At 69.4% G+C, this 23,313-nt stretch carries 21 protein-coding genes and 2 pseudogenes; 12 read left to right on the forward strand and 11 right to left on the reverse strand.

From position 1 onward, the window contains the following. Window positions 1-33: 33 nt before the first annotated feature. Entirely contained in the window at window positions 34-714 is a 681-nt protein-coding gene (locus tag NRF20_RS02455; RefSeq protein ID WP_398634721.1) for a class I SAM-dependent methyltransferase, read from the reverse strand. Window positions 715-934: 220 nt separating this feature from the next. On the opposite strand from NRF20_RS02455, the gene NRF20_RS02460 reads away from it, so the two are divergent. The 6 genes from NRF20_RS02460 (at window position 935) to NRF20_RS02485 (ending at window position 5,855) form a co-directional block, all read left to right on the forward strand. Next, a complete protein-coding gene (locus NRF20_RS02460) occupies window positions 935-1,303 on the forward strand; it encodes a hypothetical protein (RefSeq protein WP_413751908.1) in 369 nt (122 codons plus the stop codon). A gap of 371 nt (window positions 1,304-1,674) precedes the next feature. After that, on the forward strand, window positions 1,675-2,565 hold the full coding sequence (locus NRF20_RS02465; RefSeq protein WP_413751909.1) for an aminoglycoside phosphotransferase family protein: 891 nt from the start codon (window positions 1,675-1,677) through the stop codon (window positions 2,563-2,565). 353 nt (window positions 2,566-2,918) lie between these two features. Beyond that, window positions 2,919-3,371: a hypothetical protein gene (locus NRF20_RS02470; protein ID WP_398634718.1), complete on the forward strand. Its 453-nt coding sequence runs from the start codon at window positions 2,919-2,921 to the stop codon at window positions 3,369-3,371. Window positions 3,372-3,424: 53 nt separating this feature from the next. Continuing rightward, window positions 3,425-3,856, forward strand: coding sequence for an SH3 domain-containing protein (locus NRF20_RS02475; RefSeq protein WP_398634717.1), 432 nt, complete (start codon window positions 3,425-3,427; stop codon window positions 3,854-3,856). Between the two features lie 78 nt (window positions 3,857-3,934). Further along, window positions 3,935-4,945 (forward strand): teichoic acid biosynthesis protein C, encoded by a 1,011-nt coding sequence (locus NRF20_RS02480; RefSeq protein WP_413751910.1) that lies wholly within the window; start codon window positions 3,935-3,937, stop codon window positions 4,943-4,945. 91 nt (window positions 4,946-5,036) lie between these two features. Further along, window positions 5,037-5,855, forward strand: a complete 819-nt coding sequence (locus NRF20_RS02485) for a DUF2690 domain-containing protein (RefSeq protein WP_398634714.1) — start codon at window positions 5,037-5,039, stop codon at window positions 5,853-5,855. An 82-nt stretch (window positions 5,856-5,937) separates the two neighbouring features. Here NRF20_RS02485 and NRF20_RS02490 read toward each other — a convergent pair. Then, window positions 5,938-6,156: pseudogene (locus NRF20_RS02490) on the reverse strand (helix-turn-helix domain-containing protein); the annotation flags it as partial. Window positions 6,157-6,233: 77 nt separating this feature from the next. Here NRF20_RS02490 and NRF20_RS02495 point away from each other — a divergent pair. Beyond that, window positions 6,234-6,578 carry a hypothetical protein gene (locus NRF20_RS02495; protein ID WP_398634713.1) on the forward strand — a complete coding sequence of 115 codons (345 nt, stop codon included), beginning with the start codon at window positions 6,234-6,236 and terminating at the stop codon, window positions 6,576-6,578. A 22-nt stretch (window positions 6,579-6,600) separates the two neighbouring features. Here NRF20_RS02495 and NRF20_RS02500 read toward each other — a convergent pair. Beyond that, window positions 6,601-6,949, reverse strand: a pseudogene (locus NRF20_RS02500) (transposase); the annotation flags it as partial. Between the two features lie 696 nt (window positions 6,950-7,645). Here NRF20_RS02500 and NRF20_RS02505 point away from each other — a divergent pair. Next, window positions 7,646-9,115, forward strand: a complete 1,470-nt coding sequence (locus NRF20_RS02505) for a M1 family metallopeptidase (protein WP_398634712.1) — start codon at window positions 7,646-7,648, stop codon at window positions 9,113-9,115. Window positions 9,116-9,795: 680 nt separating this feature from the next. Here NRF20_RS02505 and NRF20_RS02510 read toward each other — a convergent pair. From NRF20_RS02510 to NRF20_RS02545, 8 genes are all read right to left on the reverse strand, one after another. Next, window positions 9,796-10,812: a proline racemase family protein gene (locus NRF20_RS02510; protein ID WP_413751838.1), complete on the reverse strand. Its 1,017-nt coding sequence runs from the start codon at window positions 10,810-10,812 to the stop codon at window positions 9,796-9,798. A gap of 221 nt (window positions 10,813-11,033) precedes the next feature. Further along, a complete protein-coding gene (locus NRF20_RS02515; protein WP_398634377.1) occupies window positions 11,034-11,657 on the reverse strand; it encodes a phytoene desaturase family protein in 624 nt (207 codons plus the stop codon). After that, window positions 11,654-13,393: an ABC transporter ATP-binding protein gene (locus NRF20_RS02520; protein ID WP_413751911.1), complete on the reverse strand. Its 1,740-nt coding sequence runs from the start codon at window positions 13,391-13,393 to the stop codon at window positions 11,654-11,656. The genes NRF20_RS02515 and NRF20_RS02520 overlap by 4 nt, the downstream gene beginning before the upstream one ends. Then, entirely contained in the window at window positions 13,390-14,145 is a 756-nt protein-coding gene (locus NRF20_RS02525; RefSeq protein ID WP_398634379.1) for a class I SAM-dependent methyltransferase, read from the reverse strand. Before NRF20_RS02525 ends, NRF20_RS02520 begins: the two co-directional genes overlap by 4 nt. Window positions 14,146-14,197: 52 nt before the next feature. Continuing rightward, a complete protein-coding gene (locus tag NRF20_RS02530; RefSeq protein WP_398634380.1) occupies window positions 14,198-15,073 on the reverse strand; it encodes a hypothetical protein in 876 nt (291 codons plus the stop codon). Window positions 15,074-15,193: 120 nt separating this feature from the next. After that, a complete protein-coding gene (locus NRF20_RS02535; RefSeq protein ID WP_398634381.1) occupies window positions 15,194-15,400 on the reverse strand; it encodes a linaridin-like RiPP in 207 nt (68 codons plus the stop codon). A gap of 162 nt (window positions 15,401-15,562) precedes the next feature. Continuing rightward, window positions 15,563-16,126: a hypothetical protein gene (locus NRF20_RS02540; RefSeq protein WP_398634382.1), complete on the reverse strand. Its 564-nt coding sequence runs from the start codon at window positions 16,124-16,126 to the stop codon at window positions 15,563-15,565. Next, the gene (locus tag NRF20_RS02545) at window positions 16,123-17,073 is read right to left on the reverse strand and encodes an alpha/beta hydrolase (RefSeq protein WP_398634383.1); all 951 of its coding nucleotides are present in this window, start codon (window positions 17,071-17,073) and stop codon (window positions 16,123-16,125) included. Before NRF20_RS02545 ends, NRF20_RS02540 begins: the two co-directional genes overlap by 4 nt. Window positions 17,074-17,411: 338 nt before the next feature. On the opposite strand from NRF20_RS02545, the gene NRF20_RS02550 reads away from it, so the two are divergent. The 4 genes from NRF20_RS02550 to NRF20_RS02565 all read left to right on the forward strand — a co-directional run bounded on the left by NRF20_RS02550 (window position 17,412) and on the right by NRF20_RS02565 (window position 23,261). Then, window positions 17,412-18,041, forward strand: a complete 630-nt coding sequence (locus NRF20_RS02550) for a helix-turn-helix domain-containing protein (RefSeq protein ID WP_398634384.1) — start codon at window positions 17,412-17,414, stop codon at window positions 18,039-18,041. A gap of 70 nt (window positions 18,042-18,111) precedes the next feature. Then, window positions 18,112-19,989, forward strand: coding sequence for a serine hydrolase (locus NRF20_RS02555; protein ID WP_398634385.1), 1,878 nt, complete (start codon window positions 18,112-18,114; stop codon window positions 19,987-19,989). Continuing rightward, entirely contained in the window at window positions 19,986-21,023 is a 1,038-nt protein-coding gene (locus tag NRF20_RS02560; protein ID WP_398634386.1) for a dipeptidase, read from the forward strand. The genes NRF20_RS02555 and NRF20_RS02560 overlap by 4 nt, the downstream gene beginning before the upstream one ends. 120 nt (window positions 21,024-21,143) lie before the next feature. Next, window positions 21,144-23,261, forward strand: a complete 2,118-nt coding sequence (locus NRF20_RS02565) for a dipeptide ABC transporter ATP-binding protein (protein ID WP_413751912.1) — start codon at window positions 21,144-21,146, stop codon at window positions 23,259-23,261. Window positions 23,262-23,313: the final 52 nt, after the last annotated feature.

The raw sequence follows: 23,313 nt of genomic DNA on the forward strand, positions 1-23,313 counted from the left end.
GGACTACCTGTCCTTGCTGGGAGCGGAGGGGTCTCAGCGCAGCCGGCGCGCGCGCAGCACCAGGTCGTCGGTGTGGTGCGCGCCGGCACCGCCGTCGGGTGCCACGCGTGACCGCTGCTCGTCCACCTCCACCTCCCAGTCGTCGTTGAGCAAAGCGGCGACCATCGGGGGCCAGACGTAGTCGGCCGGGTCGCAGCCGCTGTCGTGCGCCTGCCGGGTGTCCATCCCCGCGTGGTGTACGAGCAGCAGCACGCCGCCGGGCGCGACGGCCGCGAGCAGCGCTCGCTCCGCCGCGGCGTCGGGGGTGCGCAGCAGTGCCGGGTACTGCGCGTTGACCAGGTCGAAGGAGGCCGACGGGAGCGCCGCCTCCGTCAGCGCGGCGTGTACCCAGCGAACGGCGACGCCAGCGTCCCGCGCGTGACCGACCGCCCGCTCCAGCGCGACGCCCGAGACCTCGAGCGCGGTCACGTCCCAGCCGCCGCGTGCGAGCCAGACGGCGTCTGCGCCCTCGCCGCAGCCGACGTCGAGCACCCGCCCGGGTGTGAGCCCGGCAACCTCAATCACGAGCGCACCGTTGGGCTGTCCGCTCCACAGCTGTTGTCGGTCGGCGTACCGGTTGTCCCACTCCGCCCGCACTGCGGGGTCTCCGACGTATCCGTCGGCGGGCGAGGGGGTGTCGGACGCGGGCGATCCTGCTGCGATGTTGTCGGTCACGGGCCCACCTTCGCCCTTCACCTCCTGGCCACGCCACTCCTGTTGCCGGTCCGGCAAATCGGCGTCCGAGGGGCGAGGAACAACCGAGCATGGTCTCCGTCAGCCCCACCAGAGCACGACAAGCACACGCCACTCCGCTGCTCTCCGAATAGAAGGCTCGCAAGGCCTCGAAGTGCTGGGCCAGGTACCTTCTCGGGCCGCAGACGATCTCCTGGGCGCCGTGCCCGATCGCGCCCGCGGCTTCCGTCTCGTCCTCCGGCAAGCTGGCAAGGACCGCTGGGAAGTCGATCCGAGCGAACAGGTCCGAGATATAGGCGGCTTGAGGCGTGGTCAGGACAGTGGGAGCCGCGGCGGAAGCAGGAGCGTCCAGGCCGGCGACGGCAAACCCATCCACGCGAAGCCCTTCGGCGCGCTGCAGGAGCACCGCCTGATCCGCATCGACACCCGCACCTCTGCGGTCGCGGGCCAAGAGGTCAAGGTCACCGCCGCCGGGAAGCTGATGCTGGACATCCAGAAGCCTTCCCGTACCCAGGCAGCGTCACCGGGCAAGGTGCTCGCGCCCGGCAACGCGGGCGGGAGGCGCCGGTGAACGAATTCGCCCCGAACGACCTGGTCCTCGTCTCTCCACGGCACCTGGCCGGGGGCGGGACCAACAAGCTCAACGATCCGATCGGCCCGAAACGGCTGGCCCTTTGGCACAGCCCACTCGTCCGCCACCGATCGAGTCCGGGGAACAGGTCACTGAACTCCCGTATGAACGAGGTCGCTTCGCGTGGCCACGCCTGCTCCCGGCGAGTGAAGTTCACTTGCCATCCCGTGATCGACATGGCGTATCCCGCGGACAGCTCAACAGCGCATAACCGAAGTTTGATGGTTCTCCAGACATTCAGATGTGTCTCGCGCCGTTGATCACTTGCCTGGTACCACCTCACTGGTGAGGATCAGCAGGTGCTTACAGCTGTGCCAGACGGGCGCGCGGGAATCAACGCCGCCCTGGTGAAGCGGTTGATCACCGCCCAGTTCCCTCAGTGGAGCCGTCTGCCCGTGGTCCCGGTGCCGGTGGACGGCTGGGACAACCGCACCTACCGCCTCGGTGACGAGATGACGGTCCGCCTGCCCACCGCAGTCGGCTACGCCCCTGCGGTCAGCAAGGAATGCGACTGGCTGCCTCGCCTGGCCCCCGCGCTGCCGGTGGCTGTCCCCACCGTCCTGGCCAAGGGAGCCCCCGGCGCGGGATACCCCTACCCCTGGTCCGTGCGTGGCTGGCTGCCCGGCGAGACGGCTTCTCCCGAACGCATCGACGGCATGACCCAGTTCGCCACCAGTGTCGCCGGATTCATCCTCGCCCTTCAGCGCTGTGACTCCAAGGGTGGTCCTCTCGCCGGGGCGCATAGCGGGTATCGCGGCACGTCACCCGCCCACTACGACGACGAGACGCGTCGCTGCATCACCGCCCTGAGCGGCCGGATCGACACCGCGAGGGCCACCGAGACCTGGCAAGCGGCACTCGAGGCCCAATGGCGTGCAACGCCGTTGTGGTTCCACGGCGACATGGGCGGCAACAATCTGCTTGTCACCGGCGGCAAGCTGTCGGCCGTCATCGACTTCGGCACCTCGGGCATCGGCGACCCCGCCTGCGATCTCGTGATCGCGTGGACGATGCTCCGCGAGGAAAGCCGCGAGGCATTCCGGCACACAGTGGGCCAGGATGACGGCACCTGGGCCAGGGGCTGGGCGCTGTGGAAGTCCCTGCTGACGTTGACCCAGTGCTCCGATCCCAGGGACGGGCGAGTCGCCATCCATCTCGATGTGATCGACACGGTCCTGGCCGACCACGAACGCTTCGCGTAACCCGGACCGACGCCGGCGCACTCCCCCACCGCCGACCATCTCGTCGCCTATGCCGGTCTCGCCCCGCTACCCGCAGTTCAGGCTCTTCGATCCGCGGCGAACAGCCGTCCCGGAGGGAAGCGCTCCGCGCATCACGTACACCACGACGACGATGTCGACGACGGCCAGAGCAACGCTGACGGCCGGCCGCCCCCGCTCCCACACCGCCGCGGCTAGCTTGCAGGCAGCAGCAGCTCCGTTACCTCCTTACGAATCCCAAGCGGCACAGTCCACCGCGTCCGCAGGGGGCCACAGCGCGGACCTCGTGTCTGAGGGATCTGCTCACGGGCATCCACCCCGGCCTGGAACGCGCCGTGGATCCCACGACGAAGTCCGGACTCATCCTGCCGGGCCGCTACGTCACCGCGAGCGAGATCCGGCGCGCCGGAACCACCCGCATCGCTGGCTACCTGGGCAGGCACGGTGTCAGCAAGCAGTCCGTGGCGCAGGCCCTGGCGGACGCCGCCGTGAACTCCGCACAGGCCCACCGCGTCGCGCCTCCCGGCGAACGGCGCACCGCCGAACTCATCCGCGAACTCGCCGACGAGCCGGCGGCTGGCAAGGCCCGCCTCAAGGCACTGGAAGACGAGATCGAACAGCTGGTCACCGCCCACCCTGACGGGGCCCTCATCCGCAGCCTGGCGGGAAGGGGGCTGGTCTCCCGGGCGACGGCGGCTGAGGCTCAACCGTCCCCTCGGGTGGGACGTCCCACTTTCTCCCGGAAACGCATGGGACGGAATCTTTGTCCGACGGCTAGGAAACGCTGAGCGACACAGGGTCTCACTCAGCCGATCCTGAAGACGCCCTCATAGGAGAGTCCATGAATCGCACGATCCAGCGCAGCCTAGTGGCCGCGATTGCGGCGATCGCGGTGTTGCCCGCTGCAGTCGTTTCCGCCGACACCGCCGCCGCGCAGCAGCGGCACACGGCGCCTCACCAGCAGATGCCCCACCGACGCGCAGCCCCGCCCCAGCTGTGGGCGCCCAGCCACTCCACGACCCGGCCCGTTACCTGCACCGGCTACGTCCAAGGCCGTGTGGTAACCCGCCACATGCCGCTCAGGATCCGCTCCGGCCCGGGCACGGGCTACCGGGTCATCGGCTCGCTGCGTCCCGCCAGCACGGTCCACATCCCCTGCAAGAAGTACGGGCGCAACGTCCGCGGCAACCACCGCTGGTACAAGCTCTCCCACAGCAAGGGCTACGTCTCCGCCCGCTACGTCCGCGTCGTGAGCGCCGTCCCCTGGTGCTGAGCCGCTGTGCCCGCCCGTCCCGCTCACGGGGCGGGCGGGCCCGTTCCACGAAGCTCACGAGCAAGCGAGGAGACCCCCATGTCCCTTTCCCTTCCATCCAGTCCGGGCCGCAGAGCCGTCCTCGGCTTTGGAGCTGCGGTCGCACTGGCCGCCACATTCCCCGCCGGCAGGGCAGAAGCCCAGCCGAAGGCTCGGCCGGCCAGCCTGGCGCCGGCGGGCAAGCCGTGGATCCAGGGTGTACGGCTGCACCACTCCACGGTGCTGCAGTCCTTCGCCTTCGACGAGCGGCACGGCCACATGTACGCGCTCCAGGTCATGGAGGGCGGCGTCCGGCTGCCGGGCGAGCCGCGCGCGTACACCCATGCCGAGCGCGCGGCCCGCGGCGACATGTGCCTGAACCGGCTCACCATGGGCGGCGCACTCACCGGCGATATGTACCTGCTGGGCTTCGGCCACGGCAGCGCCCTCGGCGTGGAGGACACCGCCCGCCGCGCCGGCGCTCTGTGGACGGAGTGGGACGCACAGCCGGCCTCCGGCTACGGCCGCGGCATCTGCCGCTTCACCTTCACCGCGGGCCGGGTGCTGACCCGCGCCAGCCGCAGGATTGCCACGCATCGCCCGCTCCGCGGCTCCACGAATAACCAGGTGGCCCTCGACCCGGCGCACAACCGGCTGCTGCTGCGGTACAAGGTGGGCGGCATACCGCGCTACGGGGTGTACGGGCTCAAACAGTTCGCGGCCGGGAGCTTCCGGCCGGTCACCGGCTTCGCTCAGCCCGGCACCGAACTGGGTCTCCCCTTCCAGGGCATGGCGCTGTACGGCCCGTACGCCTACCAGTTGCTCGGCCACGGATACGGCGCTGACAACCCCGCCGGCTCGGCCGGCGACGTCCGTCTGTTCCGTATCGACGTGCGTACCGGCCGCGTGGTGCAGCAGGTGCTGGACCACACTGCGAGGGGGCTCTACCCGCGCGAGCCGGAGGGCCTGGCTGTGCTGCGCCGAGGCGGGCCCTGGCTGTGCCTTGGCTTCACCCAGGGCCCGCCCTCGGACCGCACCTTCTCTCTGTACTACAAGCCGATCGCCCGATGACTCCGGCCGTGCGTGTGGCCGCCCTGCCCCCAGGGCACACATCACGCGATCCGGAATGAACCGGATGCCTGATAGAAGGACTGGGAACGGCATGAAGGAGCAAGCGACGGCTCGCTGGCAGCAACTGCCCGACTCGCTCGGCCCCGACGGGCTGCTGCTGGTGGAGCGGCTGCGCGACCTCAAACAGCAGACCGGGCTGAGCCTGGCCGCGCTGGCCACACGCACCGCCCACAGCAAGTCCTCATGGCACCGTTATCTCAACGGCGTCAAGCTCCCGCCGCGTACCGCTGTCGAGGCGCTGGGGCGACTCGGGGGCACGGAGATGGCGCCGCTGGTCGCCCTGTGGGAGAACGCCTGCCGGGCCGAGACCAGACCGCTGAGCGCGGCGCCCCAGCCCCCTGCGCCGCGGCTGCCGCTCGCGGCGGCTGCCCGGGTGCGACGGCTGCGGACGGCCGTCGTGCTGGCTGTCTCCGCCACGCTGGGCGCCGTGGCCTGCGCCGTGGGTGCCCCGGCCCTGTCGGGCGGCAGCCCGGAGCGGCAAGCGGCGTCCTGCCGCAAGGAAAGCTGCCGGGGGCAGTATCCGGGCTCCTCCCGCTGCAACCGGGATGCCCGCACTGAGAGCACCGTCACCGAGGATGCCTACGCCGTACGGCTCCGGTTCAGCCCGTCCTGCGCCACCGTCTGGTCCGAGGTGGAGACGGACGCGCGCGATGGCGCCCTAGAGGTCTCGATCCGATCCGGAGCGGACGAGCTGCTCGCCTCGCAGCGGGACAGGGTGACGCACGGCAAAAGCAGCCCAATGCTACCCGCGACCAGCCCGAAGGGGGCCGAGGCGTGCGTCGAGATGGCGGACCGACTGGCCTGCACCGGGGCCGTACACCTCTCCGCGGATCTGCCGGAGGCCCGCTGACGCTCTCCTCCACCCAGCCGTGCGCATTCGGCCCCTCCTCCAGATACGCGGCGAGCTTCTCCGGGCAGCGCGGCGACAGACGGCACCGTGATCCGCTCGGCCCGCGCGAGACCAGGGCCTCGATCCCGCCGTCCCGCCACAACTGGTGCCACCGGTAGGCCGACTTCCGGCTCACCCGAAGGCGCTGGGCGACCTCCAGCGGCTTGATCTTCTGCTCGACCAACTCGGCCGCCTGCCGCCGTACGGCCTCCCGACGCTGCCGCCCTGCAGCGGTCAGCCAGCCCCCATCCGCATATCTCACACAGCACGAGATACAGCCCGCACCCCGGGCCCATCAGGCACATCGACAAAGATCACCCTGACGAGCCGAAGTCAGTAGTGGCGGTCTCGGAACCGTACTGGGACGCCCTGGCCGAGGCGGCCTTCCAGCGGCGCTTCCACCGCCCGCGCAGCTACCTCCACCCGCAAACCAGCAGCCTGGACCTCTTCCACCGACTCCTGGCAGCCCTGTTGCGTCGCCGCAGGGCAGTGATCAGCACGTTCCTGGCCCAATTGCTGGGCGTCGGCCGCACCAACTTGTCCAATCAGTTCCAGGACGGTCACCGACTCCTGGATCTGCACCAGAGCGTCGTCACCCCGTTACCCGGATCGCCCGCCCGCACCTTGGAGCGGATACAAGCACGCTTGACGTCCCCCGAAGAGCATCCCGAAGATCAGTTCTGACAGTTATTCAATTAGAGGCCCGTGCGGTGCCTGGGTACTGGCGCTGCACCCCGGCGGAGGTGGTGCCCTTCTTCACGAAGCCCGTGTCATCAACGATCAACACGCCCTTCTCCTCGCCGAGTTGTTCGGCGATGTATGCCTGCACGTCGTCGCGTAGCTCGTCGGCGTCCCAGCGACCGGCGGACAACAGGTGCTGGAGTCCGTCCGGTGACCGGCGTACTCAGCGAGTTGCCAGCCGTTCTTGCGGCCCACCGGGCCGAGCAGCCCGCGCACGTAGTCCCGCATCCGACGCCGGGCCTCCACCCGGACGAAGCGGCTCCGGTCAGCAGGAAGAGTTCTTCGAGTTCTTGGTCCCAGGCATCCGTCGGCATGTCGTAGATCACGACAACGGACTGCTCGCAGCGCTGTCATTACATGCGGCGGGGCCACACGTTCGCGGGACAACCCCGGCAAGACCACCCCGCGACCGCCACACTCCTCGCCGCCAGGCCACCGACCAGGACAAATCTAGAGGTCCGGCTGGAGTACTAGGGGCCGTTCCCGTCCGCGCGGCCGCGGCGGAAGACACCATGGCGTCGTACCGCGCGCCGAACAGGAGATGCCCGCCCGTGATCCGTACCCACCACCGGCTCAAGGGTGGCGCCGCCCGACTCGGCGCCACGGGCCCCTGGAAACCGCCGACTCTCCCCGGGGCCCTGGGCCGGCAGCGGCCCGATCTCGCGCGCGGGAGTACCTCAGTGCGCGCCGGACTGCGGCGCCAAGAGGCGCTGATGTCATGCCTCGAACTTCGTCAGAACGGAGCGATCTCCGTCTGAGCGGAGCGGCAAGTTGGTTTTTTCCTGCCTGTGCCGGAACCCCTGCACTCGGTGTACTGGCCCATTTCTCTCTCCCCCGTGCAGAGCCGAAGGCCGGTGGTCAGCGCGCCCCATGCTCACCTTGACCATGGATCACGAACGTCGCTATGTCAGCCGCAAGGCGCGTAAAGAACTTTTGCCAATCTTGAAGCAACCAATAGACGATGCCGACTTTCTGACGTCTCGCGTCCTGCGATCGATGGGAGACACGAGATGAAACCGCATATGGCGAAGGGCAGCCGGCCTCGGTCGGCGGTCCCGGGCTGTCTGTCCGGCTGGGCTCCGGCCACAGCACTCCTCCTGGCCGTGACGACGTCCTGCACCGGCTCCGCACCGGGAAACAGTGCCGTCGCGGTCGGAAAGCCCGGCACGGCCGGAGTGGGGGATCGGCTGTTCCCAGCGCTCGGCAATGGCGGCTATGACGTGGTGCACTACGGGCTGACGCTGGATTACGTGCCCGAGACCAACCACCTGAAGGGCACGGCGGTCATCACAGCGCGGGCCACGCAGGACCTGAGCCGCTTCAACCTCGACCTGTCAGGGCTGCGGGTACGCACCACCACGGTGCAAGGAGCCAAGGCCCAAGTCGCCCGCTCGGGGGACGAGTTGCTCGTGACACCGGCGAAGACGGTGAGGAACCGCGAAATCTTCAAGACAGTCGTCACCTACGACGGCACACCGCGCACGCTCAAGAAAGACGACGGAGGCCTGGAAGGCTGGATAGAGACCGACGACGGCTCGACGGCCCTGGGTCAGCTGTCCGGCTCCATGACCTGGTTCCCGGGCAACCATCACCCGTCGGACAAGGCCACGTACGACACCACGGTCACCGTGCCCAAGGACGAGGGCGGCGACCCCTACGACGTGATCAGCAACGGTGAGCTGATCACGGAGGAGGACAAGGGCAAAACGGTGACCCGGCACTGGCGCACTGCGGAGCCCATGGCCAGCTACCTCGCACACGTCTCCGTCGGTTACTTCGAGATCCACAAGGGCTGGACGGACGATGACGTGCCCGTCTACGTCGCCATCGACCCCGACGAGGCCGAAGACTCCGCCGATGTCGCAGACCTGGTGCCCGAGATCGTCGACTGGGCCGGCAAACGTTTCGGTCCCTACCCCTTCTCCTCGACCGGTGCCATCGTCGACCACCTGCCCGGGCTCGACTACGCCCTGGAGACCCAGACCAGGCCCTACTTCGACGAGGCGCCCGAAGAGGCGCTGCTCGTGCACGAACTGGCACACCAGTGGTTCGGCAACTCCGTCACCCCGCGCAAGTGGAAGGACATGTGGCTCAGCGAGGGTCTGGCCACCTACGCGGAGTGGCTTTGGGAGGAGGAGCGGAGCAACAGGAGCACCACGGAGATCTTCGAGGACTTCTACGACGGCACGGACGCCGAGAGCGAGGGCATCTGGGCGTTCCCGCCAGCGGATCCGCCCAGCGGAGGGCGCGTCTCCGACCCGCCCGTCTACGGACGCGGTGCCATGGTCGTGCACAAGGTGCGCAGGGCCGTCGGCGACGAGACCTTCTTCGGCATCCTTCGTACCTGGACCCGGCAGCACCGGCACGGCAATGCTGACACCCGGCAGTTCATCGCCCTGTGCGAGAGCAAGTCCGGGAAGGACTTGACCGAGCTCTTCAACACCTGGCTCTTCGACAAGAAGAAGCCCTCCCGGATGTGAGGAGGGCGATCCGACGAGAGAAGGGCTCTCCCCAGGGGAAAGCCCTTCTCCAGCCTGCAGGAAGCCCTACGCAGGCGGGTACACCAGCGTGATCTCGCGTTCAGGCCGGTCTCGTCGGCATCCGGGTACATGGACACCTCACCGTCGGACCACCGCACCAGGAAGTCGTCCGGGTGGCGGTTGTCCGTGTAGTCGCCGGCGCCCAGGATGGTGGCGGGCGTCCAGAGCCGGTTGGGCTTCTTGACCTGGATCTCGCCGTGGAAACCGTTCTGGTCGATGTCCTTGTAGAGGGTCAGTTCGGCCCTCACCGCCCCGCGCCCCACACCACTCGCAATGTCTGGAAAGCCACAGCTCCAACCTCGAACTCAGCTGACAGCCCCACAACTGGTCCCGTGTACCCGACACAGGCGGCAAATGACGCGCGGGCTTCCATGCATGGTGGTGTCGGGCCCAGCCGTCAGTGGCAACAGGCCAAGGACGTTTCTGCAGGTGAAACCGGCCACCCGTACGGGTGGTTGACCGTGCAACGCCTGTCGTTGGGCGGGCTGCAACCACTAGGCGTACGACCCGAAGCTGGACGTCGACTTCACCCAGCTCCACGACGAGAAAGTTGACGCAGAGGGCTTCGGCCAGGCGGCCCGAGCCAGCTCCAGGTCCGCAGTGGAGATGATGACTCCCCCTCAGCGAAGCACGAAACCCGGCACCATGTCGTCGTCGGGGTCGACGATGAACCGGTGCTCGCCGGTCTGGTAGGCCCGGCCGGTGACCACCGGCACCACCGCCTCCCGGCCTGCCTCGTGCGTGGTCCTTCGCACCCGCGCAAGCCAGGTCGCCTCGGTGATCGAGCTGTGCGCGAGAACTTGGCCGGGCTTGAGCTGGCCGGTGGAATGCAGCGCGGCAACCCGCGAGCAGGTGCCCGACCCGCAGGGCGAACGGTCGACCTCACCGTCGGCGAACACGGTGACATTGCGCTGCCGCAGGCTGCCGTCCGGACCGATCCCCTGGTCGTCGATATAGATGACGCCGTAGATGCCGCTCAGCCTGGAGTCGAGCGGGTGCTCGGCGAAGGCGGTGGGGTTGAGGAAGCCCTTGATCTCGCGGCTCAGCTCGATCAGCGCCGTAAGCGAGGCCACACTCACGTCGAGGCCGACCGCTGCGACCGGGACGTGAGCATAAATCGCGCCGCCGAAGCTGATCCCACACCGGACCTCCCCGCGCGAGGTCGGAACCGCCACCTCGTCGTACAGGACGTAGCTGGCAACACTGACGAAATCGACGCTGACGACCCTATCGCCGTCAGTGGCCACATGGGCGCGGACCCGCCCCGAGGGCACGTCGATCACTACCTCCGTGACCCCGCTGGGATCGATCGGAACCCGGCCGCTACGCACCGCCCACGCGCCAAGAGCGATGGTGCCGTGACCGCAGGCGGTCGAAAAACCGTCCTTGTGCCAGAAGAGCACACCGAAATGGGCCCCCGCGTCGTTGGGCGGAACAATGAACCCGCCATACATATCAGCGTGACCGCGGGGCTCGGAGCACAGCAGAGCACGCAGCCCGTCGATCCCGGGATCGGAGATCGCGCTCACACGCTTGTCAGCCACGGTGTCGCCTGCGATCCCCCGCACGTCGGTGACGATCCGGAACGGCTCACCGCCGGCATGATAATCGACGGTGCGAATGTCGGTGATGGTCACGATGGGGTCCGATCCTGATACGGGACAGCGGGACGGGCCGTCAGGCCATGGGCACAGAGGGGTAGTCGGCCGACGCGGCAAAGGTCCCCTTGATCGACCGTGTGGACACCCGGCACCTCCCGAGCCAGCCTCATTGCCCGCGAGTGAACCATGTGACATGGCACAGTGCAATGGCACATCCGGGATTCTCCGCAAAGCTACCCAGCGAACGCCGACAGCCACTACCAAGAGCCCAACAAGAGCCCAAATGGGTGACGGCCGACGCCAACGGACTTCCTCGGACGGCACGGACCCGGGACGGACGCGTCACCTGCGGACCTTCCCTGGACAAGACTCCCCGGCCGGAGGGTCATCAGCCCGGCAGCCAGGCCAGCACATGGGATGCGGCCGCCCGGGGACAGCGGAGACGAGTTCACAGACGCCTGCGACCGCTGGCCGGACAGCAGGAAGTCGGTTACGCCCGTACTGTGCCGCACCAGCGGCGCCATCAGCCGCCGCCAGCGGCGCCCGTCCGGGCCGAGCCGGTCGCAGGTCTCGGTGAGGTCGTGGTAGGCGAACGCGGCGGCGTCGCCGTCCAAGGGGTGCGCGTAGGCGATCGGCGGCTGCCGCAGCGCAACGCCGCGGGCCGCTAGGCCCGGAAAGGCCGACGCGGCTGCCATGGGGTGCACGGCCGCGCAGAGGTCGTGCCAGACCTCGGAGTCGAACAGCGCCTCACCGCGCAGGCCTCCGCCGACGGTGGCGGCCTGTTCGTGGACGTGCACGGTCAGCCCGGCACGGGCCATGGTGACGGCGGCGGCCAGACCGTTCGGGCCGCTGCCGACGACGGCGACGTCGGCGCGCGTCATGCCAGCGCTTCCTCGGCAGCGAACTGCTGGCCGGCAAGCCGCCGGTACACCTCGTCGGACTCGATGAGCTCCCGGTGGGTGCCGACCGCTCGCACGCGTCCCTCCTCCATCACGATGATGCGGTCGGCTTGCACGATGGTGGACAGCCGGTGCGCGATGGCCAGCACGGCGCACTCGCGAGCGGCTTCCATCATCGCGTCGCGCAGCGCGGCCTCGGTGTCGCTGTCCAGATGCGCGGTGACCTCGTCCAGCAGGATCACCTCCGGCCGCTGCAGCAGCGTGCGGGCGATGGCGAGCCGCTGCCGCTGGCCGCCGGACAGGCCGGCGCCGCGCTCACCGAGCTCCGTGTCGAGCCCGTCGGGCAGCTCGGCGACGAAGCCCTCCAAGCTGGCGAGCCGCAGCGCGCGGGCGATGTCGGCGGCGTCGGCCCCGGGGTTCGCATACGTCAGATTCGCGCGGATCGTGCCGCGCAGCAGCGGCGTGTCCTGCTCGACATAGCCGACCAGCGACCGTAGTTCGGCGAGCCTGAGGGGGGCGGTGTCGTGGCCCGCGACCTGGATCGTGCCGGAGTTCGGCCGGTAGAAACGTTCGATGAGCTGGAACGTCGTCGTCTTGCCGGCGCCGGAAGCACCGACGATCGCGGTCAGGCCGCGGCGCGGCAGGGCGAAGGAGACGTCCCGCAGCACCGGGGCGTTGTCGTGGTAGGAGAAGCTGACGTGCTCGAAGCGGACTGCGGGCGCCGGCTCCGCTGCGGGCTCGCGTTCCTGCCGCTGCCCGGGTTCGGTGTCCACTTCCCCTTCCTCCTCCTGCGGGATCGTTCCCAGTTCCGTCACGCGCTGGACGGCGGCACGGCCCTGCTGGATCTGGCCGATCGCCAGGAAGAGCAGCACCAGCGGCGTCACCAGGTAGAAGAGGTACATCACGAACGCGGTGAGGTCGGCGGCCGGCAGTGACCCCGTGGCGACTCGGGCCATGCCCCAGGAGATGACGACGGCGAGCGTGAGCTGAGTGCCGACGTTCATCGCCGGAGTGAGCAGCGAGCTGAGCCCGGCGACCCGGATCCCGCTGCGCCGCGCCCGGTCGGCCAGCCGTGCCAGTTCCTGGGTCTCCCGTTCCTCGGCGCGTGACGCCTTGACCGTGGTGAGGGCGCCGAGCACCCGCTGCAGGCCCGAACCGAACGCGCCGATGCGCTCCCGGTTCCGCAGGGCGGCGATGCGCACTTGGCGGGCCAGCAGCAGCGCGCCGCCACTGGCCAGGCCGAGGCAGCCGACGGTGGTGAGCAGCAGTTGCCAGTCGAGCCTCGCCATCAGCACGATGCCGCCGCCCACCATGAACACGGAGGTGGCCATCTGCGCCATCGCCTGGGCGATGACCAGGCAGGCGATGGAGGTGTCGGACACGGTGCGCGCGAAGACGTCACCGTGCTCCAGACGCGAGAAGTGCGGGATCTGGCTGCGCAGCAGGCGACCGCCGAGGGTGCGCCGGGCGTCGAAGACGATGTTCTCGCCGGCCCGGCCGATCGCGTAGGCATGTCCGGCGCTCAGGCCGGCGTCGGTGAGGAAGAACAGCACGATGAACGTGATGGGCCAGGCGATCGTCTTCTCCAGGGCCACGGCTTCGATCAGCCGGCCCAGCATCCAGGGCTGGGCGAGCTTGGCCGCCGCTCCAGCCAGGCCCATGCCCAAGCCGAGGACCAGCAGAACCCAGTGGCGGCGGACCGTCTCCCGGAGGTTCATGCCGGCTTGAGGTAGGACGCGACGAACAGGCCGGACGCGGGAACGTAGTCGGTCCGCTGCCAGTCGCTGTAGTGGCCCTCGGGCCGCAACCCGGAGTCCTGGGCGTAGAGATCCACCTCGTCCGGCGTGAGCAGGCGCGTGGTCTCGGTGCCGATGCGGTGGGTGCCGTCCGCCTCGAACAACAGGGTGGACACCTGCCAGATCCGGTTGTCCGCCAGGAGCGTGGCGTGCATTTGGATGCCGGTGTCCGGCTCCGGATAGGGCACGAACATCGTGGAGTGCGCCAGCCCCTGGTGCAGGATCACGACGCCGGGACGGTTGTGCGTCTCGATCAGCAGCCGGCCACCGGGGCGCAGGTGTTCGGCCGCGCGGGCGATGACTTCCCGCTGTCCCTCGGGGTCGAGGATCAGCGAGAGCGTGGAGCAGACGCAGTAGACGAGGCCGTACCGCCGCTCGGCGCGCCAGGTCCTGATGTCGCCGAGCTGTGCGGTCACCTCGCCCTCGTCGGCCTTCTTCTCCAGAGCCGCCAGCATCTCCTGCGAGGAGTCCACACCGGTGATCGGGCCGACCCGGTGCGACAGCGGCAACGCGATGCGGCCGGTGCCGACGCCGAGCTCCAGCGTGCCCCAATCCGGGTTGGGGTGGAATCCGGCCACGGCGTCGACGGTGGCCCGCGTGAGCGCGTCGTTCTGGAAAATCCGGTCGTACCAGCCCGCGAACTGCCTGCCGTAGCCGATATCCGTGATCGTCATGAGTTCTCCGTTTCTGTGGTCGCGGCGTGCCGGGATGGCGCGTCCACGCGGTTCATGCGGCGAGGGCGGCGGTGGGCCGGGGCGTGGCGGCCAGCTCGCGCCGACGCTGTGACAGCACGTAGTGGATCGCCGGATGCGTGGCGCCGAAGGCGAGAACGAACCGGTTGAGCCCCATGAACTCGCCGATGCCGAGGTGGAACGACGTCATCGTGGCGAGGTAGGCGCGGGCGGCGGGTTTGGGGAGCACGTAGACGAGGGGGAAGCCGCACTCGATGGCGATCGTGCCCCAGCACAGTGCCTTGGAGATCACCGGGTAGCGGGTGAGGAGCTGGTGGGCGCGCGGGTCCCCGTAGTTCTTTGTCCGCAGCACCCCGGCCACAGCGTCTCCCTTCAGCCAGACCGGGGAGACGGCCTTCACCAGCCCGGAGGCGACGTAGGACAGCGAGGTCTCCAGCGCCAGCGTCCGCATGGCGAGGTCGTCGGCCTGCTCGCGTTCGCGGATCAGCCCGGTGGAGGCCATCGTGACGTTGATGACCTGCTGCAGTTGGTCGGCGCCGTCGCGGCCGAACGGAATGAAGGTGGACTGCGCGCTTTGCAGGGCGGCCAGCGTCGCGCCGCCTGCGATCCGCAGCGGCCGGTTCCTGGGCCACAGGAAGGTGGCCGCCGACACCGCGGCCTGCGTGCCGAAGACCGCGTAGGGGAACGCCCTGGACGCCAACGCGCGGTTCACCTTGGGGTATCGCTTCGCGAGCCACGGATGGAAGGCCTCGACCTGACTTCCCAGCAGGTCGCCTTTCACGAACCGCTTGTGCTGGCTGAGTGTCTCCAGCGCTGCGACGAACGTTCCGGCGGAGGCGATGCGGCGTGCTGTGGTGGGTGGGTCCAGCGGGGCGAGGGACGAGGCCACCCGGATCAGGCGACGGAACACGGGGTCTCCTTCGGCGGTGTTGCGGTGGGAATGAGGTGCCGGGGACAGGACGGTGCCTGTCCCCGGCCGCCGGCGGTCCCGGCTGGGTGAGGTCAGCGGTACTCGGTTCGCAGCTGGGCGTCAGTAGTTGTTGCGGTCGACGTAGTTGGCGATGTTCGCCGCCAGCATCCCCGTCGCGACGGCGAAGACCTCGGCGACGAGGACGGTGGTCGGGGTGGCCATCACGGGGTCCGCGGGGGTGTCCAGACGGGCGGCGTCGGTCTCCGAGAGCATCCCCGGAGCGATGTCGGTCAGGGACTGGTTGGCGAACTGGGCAACGAGAGACATCTGGTCCCTTTCTTCGTGATCCTTGTGGCGGATCTCTTGGTGGTCTTTTCCGATGGAGCAGTGACTGCTCCCCAGCGGGGCGTGACGCCCATTTCGGCTGGGGGTTCCGCTCTCACGCGCGAACACGGCGGCGTGAGGGCGAAACTTCCGGCCGATGCGGTCTTACCGTGCGGCTGCGTTCGCAGGCAGCGGGTCGCGGAGGGGAAGGTGCTCGGAGGCGAACAGGGGCTCCACCGCGTGTTGTTCGCGCTCGGGGTGGGCGCGCAGCAGCATGAACTGGGTGTGGTCGGCGCCCGGTTCATGCGGGATCCGGGTGGTCAGGTAGCCCTGGAGGATTCGGTAGCCGGGGCTGGAGACGATCCGGCCCATGTCCGCCGACGACTCGTTGGCCGCCTTGATGATGACCTGGAGCGCGTCAAAGAGGACCTTCGGGGCGCGGTTGCCCGCGTTCCAGGCCACGGCGTACCAGGGCCGGTCCGGGGTCACCTCGATCTCCCTCCAGGGGGCCGCCGTGCCGCCGGTGATGTCCCGGTAGAGCAGGTGCGAGTCCGACACCCCGGGATTGGGGCCGAAGAACCTCCAGTTGGGTGCCCGGAAGAGGCGCAGGGGGCCCTTCGCGAGCAGGTGGTCGAACCTGCTGTCGGGAAGCTGGCCGGCGGCGGTGCTGACCAGCCACGCCGCGAGCCCGGTGGATACCGCTGTGTACACGGCACGCTGCCCGTTCATGCCCTGCTCCCGGGGACGATCAGCTCGGCGAGGGTCTTCGCGTGTGTCTCCTCCGCGACGACTCCCATGTGGTCGGCGTCCTCACACACGTGGTGCCAGGAATATTCCGACAGCTCCAGCATCCGTTCCTGCGACGTGCGGTGCTTCACGGCACTGCGCGTGCCCTGCAGCGCCGTCACCACGTGCAGCGGGACGGTCAGTCTCTCGACGGGAGGGTAGGCGCGCGCCGCCATGTACTCGCGGTACGCGGTGGCCCACACGCTCGGCATGGCGTGGTACGCGGTGAGGCTTTCCTTGATGGCCTCGGAGTAGTGCTCGCGAGCCGGGGTCATCGGACGCAGGACGTTGAGCCCGGAGGCCGCCCACAGGCATTCCAGCAGCAGCCGCTGCCGCGTCCACCAGTCGGGTAGCTCGCCGAGGCTGGCCTGCAGGTCGGCGATGATCGTGGGATCCACCATCACCACGTGGGACAACCCCGCGTCGCCGCGCGACTCGGCGTACACGGCGGCCAGGTAGCCGCCGATGGAGTGCCCGACCATCACGACGGGCAGCCCGTCGAGGTAGCGCTCACGCAGCTCGTCGACGATCCGGAGCTGTTCTTCCAAGGTGGCCTCGGGCCGCGGGCTGCTGAGCCCGTGGCCCGGCCGGTTGTAGCCCACGCAGGCCGCGTTCTCGGGCAGGTGCTGGCGCACCCAGGTCCACTGCTCGTGCGGAAGGCCAAGACCGTTGAAGAAGATCACACCGAATTCGGCGTCCGGCGGTCGCCGGTGATCGATCTCGACCACACTGCCATCGGCGCGAGTCATCGTGGAAAACGCCGCCATCCGTCGGCGCTTCCCGAGAAACCGCGTCCGCGCACCGGTCGCCCAACTGCCGACGCACAGCGCCGCCACGCCGATGGCGAACTTCCGTTCGATCGACATCGTCCTCACTACTGGCACGCCCATCTTCGCTCCTCTTGCGTCCCAAGAGCCGGTCATGACCCCGCCAGACGGCAGTCGCACCGGAAGGCGGGGCATCCCGGTCACCGGTGCGTCAGCCGACCGGGCTGGGCCCGTATGCATGGGCCCGCTGTGTGTATCGCCGTGCCGTAGAGACGGTTTGGCCGGCCGGGCACCACAGAGACTGCTGACCGCCGGCGGGCCGAAGCAACGGCAACCGGCTGTCCCGGACAGACGCGGGCTGTCCGGGCTGGTCAGGGCCTTGCCCGGATTGCGTCTCGGACAGCGGGGCATGGCGGAATCCACCATTGTCCCGCGCGTCATGACCACAGCAAGATGACGCCATGGGGAACCCGGGGGAGTTGTCGCTGTACGAAGCCCGAGACACTGCCGGCTTTATCGAGTCGATGCAGCAGCTCAAGGAACGTTCGGGGCTGACGTATCGCGAATTGGAGGAGCGGGCCGCCCGAAGCGGTGACGTGCTGGCGCGCAGCACGCTGGCCGACACACTGCGACGGACAAGCCTGCCGTCGCCCGACGCACTGGCCGCGTTCGTCCGCGCCTGCGGGGACGAACAGCGGGTCGGCGCCTGGCTGGACGCCAGGGACCGGATCGCCGCAGATATCGCTGCCGTGCCCGCCACGACGCCCGACCTCGAAGCAGAAGCTCAACGGCAGACCGAAGAATCCACGGGCTCGCGGCCACGCCGGACCAAGGGCCGCACAGTCGCGCTCGCGCTCATGGTCCCGCTGCTCGCCCTGATCGCCTGGGGGTTACTCCCCGACAACTCCGATGATCCGGGCGCACCGGACACCGTTTCCCGGACTCCCGCCGACGGCTGGGTCACCATCCGCCCCGCCCGTACACCCGGCCTCTGCCTGACCGACGGACACGACCGGGACGGCGCCTACGACAACGCCGTCGCCGTCCAACTCCCCTGCGCCCCAGGCCACCGCGCCGCGCACCTACCTTGAACCGGTCGGCGAGGGCCTATACCGCGTTCAATGGCATCATCCCCAAGAGGGGAAAGGATGTCTGACGGTCATGAGCACCGTCCCGGTCAAAGGCATGCTCGAGCCCCGAGACAACTGCGCCCAGGCCACCCTGTTCCGCCTGGAAGCCGCCGCCGCTGACAGCGCCGGCGGCTTCCGGCTTCGCCCGGCCAACAGCAGCCGGTGCGTCGGCATCGCCGACAACGACACCACCGAGGGAGCCGAAGCGATCGAAAAACGATGTACCGGCGCAGCCGACCAGCGGTTCCTCATCCTCCTTGTAGCCGGGGTCGGCGGCAAGGTTGTGCTGTTCGTGCGGATCGCTTCACCGCGGGCTGAGACGCGGAAGGGCCTGAGAGGCCGCGCCGTCACAAGCCTGCTCCCCCACCCGTCGAAGCGGCGAGCCGCCCGGTTCGGCCAGTCGCACCAATGCCCGGGCCGCATGTGGTGGGAGTGGACGAAGAGGGCGGTTTCCGCAAGTCCTAAGCTCCTGCGCAGTCGAGCAGGGAGGGATGCCGTGCAGAAGCTGGACGGGTCGGATCAGCTGAACAAGCTGGAGGAGGTCGGTGCCTGGTTGCGCCGCCGGTTGCCAGATCTGCTCGTCGAGAGCCAGGTGCCCGGGGCAGCCGTGGCGGTCCAAGCCGGTGATGAATGGGTCGAATCCGCGGCCGGTGTGCTGAGCACGGCCACAGGGGTCGACGCCACGGTGGACTCTCTCTTCCAGATCGGGTCGATCACCAAGGTGATGACCGCGACGCTGGTCATGCAGTTGGCCGACGAGGGACGACTGGATCTGGACGCTCCCGTACGGGCCGTCCTGCCGGAGTTCCGGATCGCCGACGAGGAAGCGGCGCGAGGGATCACCACGCGGCATTTGCTCAGTCACGTCGCGGGTTTCGAGGGGGACATCTTCACCGACACCGGCAAGGGTGACGACTGCCTGGAAAAGTACCTGGGCGTCCTGCGGGACGTGCCGCAGCTCTTCGAGCCGGGCGCGATGTTCTCTTACAACAACGCCGGGTACTGCGTGCTCGGGCGGATCGTCGAGGTGCTGCGCGAGGAGCCGTTCGACGTCTGCGCCCGGCGGCACCTGTTCACTCCGCTGGGTATGAGTCACACCGCGAGTGACCCCTACGAGGCGATCGTCCACCGCACGGCAGTGGGTCACATCGAGACGGTGCCGGGGGCGCCGCTCGAGCCGACGCCGGTGTGGGCCCTGGCACGCTCGAACGCACCGGCCGGATCGATGCTGGCGATGCGTGCGCGCGATCTGCTGGCCTTCGCCCGGATGCACCTCGCCGGAGGCCGGGGCCCCGACGGGGTGACCGTGCTCGGCCCGGAGACCGTCCAGGCCATGCAGCGGCCCCAGGTCACGCTGCCCGACATCGACCAGGGCGCCGCCTGGGGGCTCGGCTGGGAGCTTTTCGACCTGTCGGGCGGCACGGTCATCGGACACGACGGGAACACCATCGGTCAGTCGGCGTTCCTGCGCCTGGTGCCGGAGCGGGATGTCGCGGTGGCGATCGTCACCAACGGCGGCCTGTCACGGCGCGTGTACACGGAGATCGCGGGCCGGGTCCTCGGTGAACTCGCCGGGGTCGGTCTGCCCGCCTCGCCGGTGCCGGACGTGGGCGCTCCCGTTGCGGAGACGTCCCGGTACGTCGGTACGTACACGTCCAGCACCGCCGAGACCACGGTGAGCCGGGACGCCGCCGGGCGGCTGTGGCTGGAGCGCACTCCCCGGGGAGCCATCGCCGAACTGGACGAGGCGCCGTACCGCACGGAGCTGGTCGGCAGGCGCGGTGACACCTTGATCCCGGTCGAGCCGGAGCGCGGGGTCCACGCGCCGCTCGCCTTCCTCGGTGACGACGGGCAGGGACACGCGCTGTATCTGCACACCGGCCGGGCCGAGCGGCGGGCACAGCGATGAACGAGATGCACCGACGCGCGATCGTGGCAGACCTGCACAACGACTTGCTGTGTGCGGTGGTCGCCCGGCCGGTGGACCACTGGGCGGAGTTCTTCCGGGAGCGCTGGCTGCCGCAATTGCGGGCAGGCGGGGTGAACCTTCAGGCGCTGCCGGTGTTCGTCGAAGATCCGTACCGGCCGGAGGGGGCGCTTCGCCGCACGCTGCGCATGATCGAGGCGGCGCACCGGCTCGCGGCCGGCAACGCCGATGCCGTCACGCTGTGCACGGACGGCGCCCAGGTCGACCGGACGCTGGCTGAGGGCCGGATCGCCCTGGTGCTGGCACTGGAGAGCGCACCAGGCGTGGGCGAGGACGTGGAGCTGCTGGAGACCCTGTTCCGGCTGGGGGTCAGGATCGCGTCCCTGGCCCACTTCGGTCGCACCTCCCTGGCCGACGGCAGCGGCGAGGACGCGACGGGCGGCCGGCTGACCCGCTCCGGGGTCGCGGCGCTGGCCGAGATGGAGCGCCTCGGCATGCTCTACGACATCAGTCATCTCGGCGCGTCCGGGGTCGAGCACGTCCTGGAGCTGTCCTCACGGCCGTTGATCGCCACGCACTCCAGCGCACGGGCGCTCTTCGACCACCACCGCAACCTTGACGACGAGCAGATCCGGGGCGTCGCCGCGGGCGGCGGAGTGGTGTGCGTGAACTTCTTCGCTCCGTACCTGCACGAGAGCGACTACTCGATCGGCCGACTGATCGACCACATCGAGCACATTGCCGGGGTGGCCGGCGTCGAGCACGTCGGGCTGGGTCCCGACTTCATCAAGGAAGTACTTGCCGACACCACTCCCCCGTGCTGCGAGACGGCCTTCGTCGAGGGAGTGCCGGCCGACGCCTATCTGCCCGGACTTACGGGTCCGGCCGGGCTGCCGCTGGTCACCGATGCGCTGCAACAGCGGGGGTGGCCGGAGCGCGACATCGTCGCGGTCCTGGGGGAGAACGTACGGCGCCTGCTGCGGAACGAACTGGGGCGGCCCGCGTCCGCCGGCTGAGCGCCGTGCACGGCAGGAGATTCCCTTCGTGCGATCGGAACGACGCACACCTGAATGTTCAGTGAACCCGACGAACAACGCCTGAAGTACGTGTCTCAAAATCGTCGGATGGTCGAGGAGATGGAGAGCCATATCGTGCGCGCGAGCCATGGTTTTGAGAACGCACGTGAGCCCGCGGACGGCAGCCGAGTGCTGACGATCCGCAATCTGTCGGTCGAGATCCGCCGGGGCGACCGGATCGTCCACCCGGTCTCGGACGTCAGTCTGGCGCTCGATCGCGGGGAGACCCTGGGGATCGTCGGGGAGACCGGATCCGGCAAGTCCATGACCGGCCTGGCCGTGATGGGCATGCTGCCGGCCGGTGGCCGGGTGACCGGCGGCTCGATCGACTTCGGCGGTACGGAGCTCGTCGGACTCCCCGCGGACCGGTACCGGGCCCTCCGCGGCAACGACATCGCGATGGTGTTCCAGGATTCGATGACGGCCTTGAACCCCACCCGCCGCATCGGCGAACAGGTCGCCGAACCGGTGCGGTTGCACCAGGGCGCGTCGAAGCAGGCCGCGCGCGCACGTGCCGCGGAGCTGCTCGACCTGGTCGGGATACCGAAACCCCTCGAACGGTTGGACGACCATCCGCACCAGCTCTCGGGCGGCATGCGGCAACGCGTGATGATCGCGATGGCCCTGGCGTGCGAGCCACGGGTCGTCATCGCGGACGAGCCGACCACCGCGCTCGACGTCTCCATCCAGGCGGAGATCCTCGATCTCCTGGACGACCTCAGGTCCCGGCTGGGCATGTCGATGATCCTCATCACCCACGACATGGGAGTGATCGCCCGGCACGCCGACCGGGTGGGCGTGATGTACGCCGGGCGCGTGGCCGAGACCGGGCCGACACCAGCTCTTTTCAGCCATACCCGGCACCGCTACACCCATGCGCTGCTGTCCTCGATCCCCTCGCTCACCCAGGACCGGCGCGAGCAGCTCTTCAGCATTCCCGGCACACCGCCGGATCTGTCCGCCTCCCCCGCGGGCTGTCCTTTCGCGCCGCGCTGCGCGGCCGCGACGGACCGCTGCCACGAGGAGCGGCCGCCGCTCTCGGTGGAGGAGGACGGGCACACCCACGCGTGCTGGCACCCGGTCGCCACGGCAGCAGTCCGTACCGGCTCAGGGGCATCGGCCGTCGCACGGCCCGCCGTCTCCCCCGAGGCCCCTGCCGCACGCGGGACGACGCCGCGGCTGCGGATCGTCGATCTCGGACTTGAGTACCCGGTGGGCGGACGGGGCCTCCTCGGGCGGCGCCGCACGGTCAAGGCGGTCTCCGGAGTGAGCTTCGACGTGGCGCCCGGTGAGACGTTCGGCCTGGTCGGGGAGTCAGGGTGCGGCAAGTCCTCGCTGGGCCGCATGCTCGTGGCCCTGAACCGGCCCACGTCGGGCGAGGTGATCTTCGACGGCGCGTCGGTGACCGGTATGAGCGCCCGCGAACTCGCACCGCGCCGGTCCCAGTTGCAGATGATGTTCCAGGACTCGAACTCCTCTCTCGACCCCCGCATGCGCATCGGCGCGATCCTGCGCGAGCCCCTTGCGATCCAGGGCATCGGCAGGCGCGCAGCCCGGACCGCGCGGGCCCGCGAGCTCCTCGGGGACGTGGGGCTGCCGTCGGGCGTCCTGGAGCGCTACCCCCACGAACTCTCCGGGGGACAGCGCCAACGGGTGGGGCTGGCCCGCGCGCTGGCCCTGGACCCGAAGGTGCTGGTCGCCGACGAGCCGGTCAGCGCGCTGGACGTCTCCATCCGTTCCCAGATCCTCAACCTGATGCTCCGCGTCCAACGTGAACGCGAACTGAGCAGTGTCGTGATCTCCCACGATCTCGCGGTCGTGCGGTACCTGGCCGACCGCGTCGGGGTCATGTACCTGGGCAAGTTGATGGAGACCGGCACCACCGAGGAGGTGTACGGGTCCACCGCGCACCCGTACACCGCGGGGCTGCTCGCGGCGGTTCCCGAGGCGGACCCCGCCGCGCCGCGCCCCCGGTCGGGCACGCGCGTGCGCGGCGAACTGCCCAGTCCCATCGATCCGCCCAGCGGCTGCCGGTTCCGCACCCGATGTCCACTGGCGACCGAGGTGTGCGCGGCGACGGAGCCCGCCCTCGCGACCCTCACCGGCACGCACAAGGTCGCCTGCCACCACCCCCTGCGCTTGCCGGCCGCACAGCCCGAGGAGCTCTCCGCACGATGAACCGTCACTCACCACTCCCCTGCATATCAGGGACCCCACGGATCTCCCGGAG

The sequence above is a fragment of the Streptomyces sp. R-74717 genome (assembly GCF_047305335.1).
Taxonomy (GTDB): domain Bacteria; phylum Actinomycetota; class Actinomycetes; order Streptomycetales; family Streptomycetaceae; genus Streptomyces; species Streptomyces atratus.

What these genes read in the sequence shown, in the direction of transcription:
- NRF20_RS02540 (WP_398634382.1), bottom strand. Translation starts at nt 16,126, where the DNA reads ATGAACGGGCAGCGTGCCGTGTACACAGCGGTATCCACCGGGCTCGCG.
- NRF20_RS02485 (WP_398634714.1), top strand. Translation starts at nt 5,037, where the DNA reads ATGAAGGAGCAAGCGACGGCTCGCTGGCAGCAACTGCCCGACTCGCTC.
- NRF20_RS02515 (WP_398634377.1), bottom strand. Translation starts at nt 11,657, where the DNA reads ATGACGCGCGCCGACGTCGCCGTCGTCGGCAGCGGCCCGAACGGTCTG.
- NRF20_RS02520 (WP_413751911.1), bottom strand. Translation starts at nt 13,393, where the DNA reads ATGAACCTCCGGGAGACGGTCCGCCGCCACTGGGTTCTGCTGGTCCTC.
- NRF20_RS02480 (WP_413751910.1), top strand. Translation starts at nt 3,935, where the DNA reads ATGTCCCTTTCCCTTCCATCCAGTCCGGGCCGCAGAGCCGTCCTCGGC.
- NRF20_RS02525 (WP_398634379.1), bottom strand. Translation starts at nt 14,145, where the DNA reads ATGACGATCACGGATATCGGCTACGGCAGGCAGTTCGCGGGCTGGTAC.
- NRF20_RS02550 (WP_398634384.1), top strand. Translation starts at nt 17,412, where the DNA reads ATGGGGAACCCGGGGGAGTTGTCGCTGTACGAAGCCCGAGACACTGCC.
- NRF20_RS02555 (WP_398634385.1), top strand. Translation starts at nt 18,112, where the DNA reads ATGAGCACCGTCCCGGTCAAAGGCATGCTCGAGCCCCGAGACAACTGC.
- NRF20_RS02535 (WP_398634381.1), bottom strand. Translation starts at nt 15,400, where the DNA reads ATGTCTCTCGTTGCCCAGTTCGCCAACCAGTCCCTGACCGACATCGCT.
- NRF20_RS02565 (WP_413751912.1), top strand. Translation starts at nt 21,144, where the DNA reads ATGGAGAGCCATATCGTGCGCGCGAGCCATGGTTTTGAGAACGCACGT.
- NRF20_RS02545 (WP_398634383.1), bottom strand. Translation starts at nt 17,073, where the DNA reads ATGGGCGTGCCAGTAGTGAGGACGATGTCGATCGAACGGAAGTTCGCC.
- NRF20_RS02560 (WP_398634386.1), top strand. Translation starts at nt 19,986, where the DNA reads ATGAACGAGATGCACCGACGCGCGATCGTGGCAGACCTGCACAACGAC.
- NRF20_RS02475 (WP_398634717.1), top strand. Translation starts at nt 3,425, where the DNA reads ATGAATCGCACGATCCAGCGCAGCCTAGTGGCCGCGATTGCGGCGATC.
- NRF20_RS02505 (WP_398634712.1), top strand. Translation starts at nt 7,646, where the DNA reads ATGAAACCGCATATGGCGAAGGGCAGCCGGCCTCGGTCGGCGGTCCCG.